The sequence below is a fragment of the Flavicella sp. genome (genome assembly GCF_029238425.1).
In the GTDB taxonomy this organism is placed as follows: domain Bacteria; phylum Bacteroidota; class Bacteroidia; order Flavobacteriales; family Flavobacteriaceae; genus Flavicella.
Map to the genome: position 1 here is coordinate 1 of NZ_JAQWGB010000136.1, position 6,968 is coordinate 6,968.

Genomic DNA, 6,968 nt, shown 5'->3' on the forward strand with positions numbered 1-6,968 from the left:
TAGAATTTATATTTTAAACCCAATCTAAAAACCTGAGTTTGATAATAGTTTTCATAAACTGCCGTAAACCCATCACCTTTGATATTTTGTTTGATTCCATAAGTGTTAAAAATATCTGTTGCAGCAAAATTTATTTCTCCTTTACCTTCCCAAATCTTTTTCTTAGCCCCAATATCAATAGAGGCTCTTGAAAACTGTTTTCCTTGTGGAATATTTTTATCAGCCATATAAATTGCTGTTAGCTGAAAACTAAGATCGTTTTCAAACTCAAACTGATTGTTCAGCTTTGCATCCCAAGTATATTCTGATGAGGCTTCTACATTAAACGTATGCTCATAAGGAAAATATAAAGTTCCTTGATACGCAGCAATAGAATTATTATACAAATTTCCGTTACCCGATAATTTCCAAAATTCTAAAACTTGTTGACTAAATACTAATTCTACACCTGTATTTGTTGCGCTACCGGTATTTGCATACGACTTGATAATCACATCATAAATAGGATTCATTTCATCTTTTGTATACACTCTCATATATGGATTTTGAATAAAACGATGGTACCCTGAAACATATACAGAACCTAATTCCCAGCTGGTTTTATAAGCCACTTCATAGGATTGGGTAAACTGCGGACGTAAATAGGGGTTTCCAATCTTCAACAATTCTTGATCGTCAGATTTTGGAAACACACGCAATTCAGGCTCCCCCGGTCTGTCAATTCTTCGGTTATAAAACAATGATATTTTATTATAGTCATCTAATTTATAACTAAACCTTAGATTTGGGAACAACTCTAAATAATCATACTTATCATCTTTCCCACCGTAATAAATATTATTAGGGTCGATATTATAAAATACAGAAGTATGTTCTAATCGCATCCCTGCTTCAATATCATATTTGTTTTTTTCTAAAATAAAGTTTCCATAGGCAGCATAAATATTTTCTCCCCAGTCTGACCATTCTCCAACTCCAGGATAAATCACAGAATTTTCTCCTCTATCAACCTTAAATTCCACGGGTAAATTTCTAAACCTTGCTTTCGCACCTAATTCCATACGACCACTACTCATAGGTTTAACGTAATCTGCCTGAACCGATGTAGTATGTTCTGTTGCTAAAATATTGGTTACATCTCTTCCTATTCTTACGGCAGAACTATCATTTAAATAATACGTTTCATCTTCCCAACCTTTGGTGTATTGCGCTGTAAAGTCAATCTCATGTCCTTTTTGAGCAAACTTATGATTGAAATTTGCCGAGTAGTTCATATACCCTGTAATTTCATCTTCATTCCAAGCAATATAACGGTAGCGCTCTCCTGTGCTTACATCAATATAAGGAACCTGTGCTGTATCAATATGATGTTCCCAATCATACATACCAGAAACGGTTAAAGTATTGTCCTCATCAAAATTATAATCCATTCCACCTTTTAGAATAAAACGATGCTGACTTCTATTTTCTGGTACCTGAGAGATGGTTGTAGTTCCATTATCATAAGTTCGAGTTGTAAACTCATTATTCGGCAACTTTTTAAGCAACATGGCTTCTGATTGTAAAAAGAAATTTACTTTGTCTTTTTTATAATTCAAATTCAAGCCTAAAACTCCACTTGGGTTTGAAGAAAAACTCCCCAATTCTGTTGGCAAATCTTCTTTACGTTTTGAAACAGCCCCCAAACCACTAGTAAAACTCACATCACCATTAAAACCTGTTTCTGTTTCTTCTTTGTATATGATATTGATGATCCCCGCCATACCTGTAGCATCATATTTGGCAGAAGGATTGTTAATAATGTCAATTCTTTCAATATTGGCCACAGGAATGTTATCCAAACTTTTTTGATTTCCAAAACCGGTTAAGCTAGATTGTTTTCCATCCATCAACACCATCACCTTGTCGCTACCTCTTAAAATAATTTTTCCTTCTTGATCCACAGTAACCCCTGGCATGCCTTTCATGGCATCCAAAACAGACCCTCCGGATTGAGCAATATTATCGTCCATAGCAAAAGACTTACTTTCCATACCAGCGGAAATAGTTGACTTTTTTCCTTTTACAGTTACCTCATCAATTGCCTCTGCACTTGATATCAATTGAATGGTACCCACATCAAAATTGGTATTTAATTCTCCAATCAAAATTTCTTCAGTATGATCTTCAAACCCAACAAAACTCACTTTTAAAGTATACCTCCCTTTTAGTTCTCCTGATATTTCAAAACGACCTTCACCATCAGAAACAGTACCTGAAACTAACTTTTCTGATTTTTTTTCTATCAAAGAGATCGTGGTAAATGGTAAATTTTCTTCAGATTGTGCATCTGTAATTTTACCAGAAATGGTAATGTCTTGTGCAAATACAAGGGTACTAAAAAACAAAGCACTTAAATAGGAAATCAGTTTCATTGGTAGGTCTATTTTGCCGCAAATGTCGTGAATTTATCCAAAGATTGTATCCGTCGTATTTGTTAAAGTTATTCGTTCTGAGATTGAGCGCATTTGATTTAAAAATATTAAGTTTGAGGAGAAAAGAAAATTTATGAAAAAAATTGAAGTTGTTGCAGCTATACTAAAGAATGATGACTGCATTTTGTGTGCACAAAGAGCAACTAGTAAACTTGATTATGTTTCACAAAAATTCGAGTTCCCTGGCGGAAAAATTGAAAAAGGAGAAACAAAAAAAGAAGCACTTCAAAGAGAACTTATTGAAGAACTAAATATTAAGCCTAAAATTAACGCCCTTTATTTAACTGTTGTACATCAATATCCTGATTTTGAAATAACCATGCATAGTTTTTTGTGTGACTTAGATTCTAAAAACGTTACCCTTAACGAACATATTTCTTCCGTATGGCTGAAAAAAAATGAATTATTGAAGTTAGATTGGGCAGCTGCTGATATACCAATCGTTGAAAAATTAATTGAGGATGAATAACGGTTTTGAAAAAAAATTTAAAAAAAGTTTAAATACTGGATTCGTAGATAAAAGTGTTGATTCCGAAGTTTTATATAGGCCAAAATTATTAGTAAATAAAAAAAGACCTAAGGAAAAAGTTCTGTCGTCTATTTTGCAAGAACTTCGTTATTGTAAAGAATTTTATATTTCTGTTGCCTTCGTAACTACTAGTGGAATTGCTGTTTTATTAAATGCCTTTATTGAGCTTGAAAAAAAAGGAATTAAAGGAAAAATTCTTGTTTCTCAATATTTGAATTTCACGCAACCCGAAGCATTAAAAAAATTACTTCTATTTAAAAATATTGAATTAAAAATTTCGACGAAAGATAATTCACATTCTAAGGGTTATATTTTTAAAACGGATAAATATTACAACTTGATTATTGGAAGTAGTAATTTAACTGCTACTGCACTTTCCACGAATAAAGAATGGAATTTAAAAGTTTCAGGATTACATTCAAGTGAAATTGTAGAAAATGTTTTGTCTGAATTTGATACAGATTTCAAACAAGCACAAGAGGTTACATATACTTATATTACTGAATATGAAAAAGTTTATGAGAATCAAAAATTAGTTAGAAAAGAAGTTCCTGTTTTAGAAAACGGGTTCAATATTTCTCCAAATACAATGCAAAAAGAAGCATTGTTAAATCTGAAAAACCTCAGAAGTGAAAAGAAAAATAAAGCATTGCTTATTTCAGCTACTGGTACAGGTAAAACTTTCTTATCCGCTTTTGATGTAAAAGCAGTTAATCCTAAAAAAGTTTTATTTGTAGTTCATAGACTAAACATTGCTAAAAAAGCTCTCGAAACATTTAAAAAAGTATTTAAACAAGAAAAAACTTATGGATTGTATTCAGGTAGTCAACGTGATTTAGATGCTGATTATATTTTCTCTACAATCCAAACTATTTCTAGAGAGGACCATTTATCACAGTTTTCAAAAGATTCTTTTGATTATATAATTATTGATGAAACTCATCGCTCTGGAGCTGATTCTTATTTAAGATTTATAAATCATTTTAAACCACAGTTTTTATTAGGAATGACTGCAACTCCCGAACGAACAGATGGACATGATATTTTTAATCTATTTGACCACAATGTTGCATATGAGATTCGACTGAATCAAGCCATGGAAGAAGGTATGTTAAGCCAATTTCATTACTACGGTATTACTCATTTAGAAGTAAATGACGAAGAACTTGAAGACTCTAAAGATTTTAATTTATTAGCCAATGATGAAAGAGTTTCAAAATTAATTGAAACCGCTAAGTTTTACGGAAGTGACAATGGAATTACAAGAGGATTGGTTTTTTGTAACAGAAATGAAGAGGCTACAAATTTATCTGAAAAATTCAATCAAAATGGATTCAAAACAATTGCTTTATCTGGAAATAATTCAGAAACTGAAAGAGCAGAGGCAATAAGATTACTAGAATCAAATGATATAAATGAAAAACTCGATTACATTTTTACTGTTGATATTTTTAACGAAGGAATCGATATCCCAAAAATCAATCAAATTTTAATGTTAAGACCTACAGATTCTGCAATAATATTTGTGCAGCAATTAGGTCGTGGACTAAGGAAATCAGGAAACAAAGAATTCCTGACAATAGTCGATTTTATAGGGAATCATAAAAATAATTATCTAATTCCAGTTGCTCTTTATGGCGATACATCATACAATAAAGACACGCTAAGAAAACTAATTTCTGAAGGAAGCAAAATGATTCCCGGTTCATCAACAATAAATTTTGATGAAATTACAAAAGAAAAAATTTTTAAATCTATTGCATCTGCTAATATGAAAGTATTAACAGATTTAAAAAAAGATTACAACCTTTTGAAATATAGATTGGGACGTTTTCCAATGATGATGGATTTTATAAAAAATCAATCTAGAGACCCTTTTTTATTTGTTGAGTATTCTAAATCTTATTACAATTTTATAAGAAAAGTAGATAAAGATTTTGGTGGAGGTTTAGATAAAAATCAAATCTTGCTTTTAGAATTGTTCTCAAGAGAAATTAACAATGCTAAACGAGTTGAAGAAAGTTTAATTCTTAAAGAATTAATTAAAAACAAACATTTAGCCTTAGACAGTTTTCAAGAAATTGTAAATAATAAATATCACTATAAACCAACGCGTGAAACAATTACTTCATGTATAAACAATATCAATTTTAGTTTTGTTAGAAAACAAAAAAATATAGTTATTAAAAAAAATAACATACTCGAATTTCATGTAGATTTTATAGAAACTTTAAACAACACAACATTCAAAAATTTTCTGTTAGATTCAATAAATTATTCAATTCAAACTTTTGAAAAAACATACGATAAGGACAACTATAAAGATGGTTTAATCCTATATAATAAATACAGTCGTAAAGATGTTTGTAGATTGATTAATTGGGAAAATGATATCAGTAGCACTGTTTATGGTTATCGTACAAGAGACAAAATCACACCATGTTTTGTTACATACCATAAATCACAAGATATTGAAGACACAATAAAATACAATGACCATTTTTTAAATCCTTCCATTTTTGCTTGGGAGTCTAGGTCAAACAGAAAAGTTGATAGCAATGAAATAAAAAATGTAATTGCATCTGAAAGAATTTTATTATTTGTAAAAAAAGAAGATGCCGAAGGAACTGATTTTTATTTTATGGGTGATGTATCTATTATTCCGAACTCAATTGAACAAGCTGAAATGCCTGATTCTAAAAAACCTATTGTTCATTTTAAATTTCAATTGGAACAACCTGTAATTGAAAACATCTATAACTATATAACTTTAGAAAACAACATAACTCAAGAATCCAAAACTCCGAAAAAAACAGAAGTCGTTGATATAGAAATTAAACACACAATTCCTTTGTATGATTTTTACGCAGCAGCAGGAAGCTTTAGTGAACTACAATCTGAAAAATCTTATTCCTTGATAGAAGTACCTGAAAAATATGTTTCTGAAGACTATTTTGCCTGCAGAGTTATTGGTAATTCTATGAATCGAAGAATTCCAGATAACTCCATTTGTATCTTCAAAAAATATTTTGGCGGTTCGAGAGACGGTAAAATTGTTTTAGTTGAAAATAGAAATATATACGACCAAGATTTTAACTCAGCCTTTACCGTAAAAACTTATTCAAGCAGAAAATCAAATTCTGAGGAGGGTTGGCAGCATCAAGAAATTCTTCTAAAACCACATTCTTTTGACACAAAATATAAAGATATCGTGTTAGATGAGAAAAACTCTGAAGGTATGAACATTGTTGGAGAATTTATTGATGTTTTAAAATAAATCATTTAGGAAATGAAACTATATGCTATTTATAAAAACGGCGTACACCTAGGCAACGAAAAAGGTATAAACGAAAATTTAAAGTAGATTTTCTCTGTAAAAAGAGTGCACCTTTTAAAAAATTTAAAACGAATAAAATGAGTTGTATTTTCAGTTTTTAAAAGCTCTTTAGTAACGTTTAGATTTGTCTATTTCTCGATACAATTTTTTGCAAAAATCACTCGAAATGACAAAAGGGCTTCGAACAAAAACAATGAAACGACTCAACAGTTAAACAGTTACACCTAGTACATCTCTATTTCTCGATACAATTTTCTGCAAAAATCACTCGAAATGACAACATAAAAATTGTCGGAGAATTTGTTTCTATTTAAACCCAATTTCTCATACACAAACAGCTTTGGTTTTATAAAAAAATGGCGTTAAAAAACTCAAAATAATTTATAAAAATTCAACTTTTAAAAACAATTGAAAATATTTTTTTTGACAACTTTTAAAACTTTGAGCAAAAAGTTGAAAAACCTAGTTTTTATAAGGTCTAAAAATGAATTTTGAAACCAATTTTTACGTTAAAAAAAATCAAACTGTTTCATAAATTTTTAGTCATAAAAAAGGACTTGTGTTTTGTTTTTTTACGAAAGGAAAATAGTGCTTATTTTTCTATTTAATTAAGCGTTTTGTTTTCTTA

The 6,968-nt window shown here is 30.2% G+C and carries 3 protein-coding genes; 2 read left to right on the plus strand and 1 reads right to left on the minus strand.

The features are described from left to right. Positions 1–2,414 (minus strand): outer membrane beta-barrel family protein (locus P8H68_RS10000; RefSeq protein ID WP_300324337.1); only part of this gene is annotated, 2,414 nt, incomplete at its 3' end. Positions 2,415–2,547: 133 nt separating this feature from the next. Here P8H68_RS10000 and P8H68_RS10005 point away from each other — a divergent pair. Both P8H68_RS10005 and P8H68_RS10010 read left to right on the plus strand, forming a co-directional pair. Then, positions 2,548–2,943, plus strand: a complete 396-nt coding sequence (locus P8H68_RS10005; protein WP_300324340.1) for a (deoxy)nucleoside triphosphate pyrophosphohydrolase — start codon at positions 2,548–2,550, stop codon at positions 2,941–2,943. Beyond that, on the plus strand, positions 2,936–6,280 hold the full coding sequence (locus P8H68_RS10010; protein ID WP_300324343.1) for a DUF3427 domain-containing protein: 3,345 nt from the start codon (positions 2,936–2,938) through the stop codon (positions 6,278–6,280). The genes P8H68_RS10005 and P8H68_RS10010 overlap by 8 nt, the downstream gene beginning before the upstream one ends. Positions 6,281–6,968: the final 688 nt, after the last annotated feature.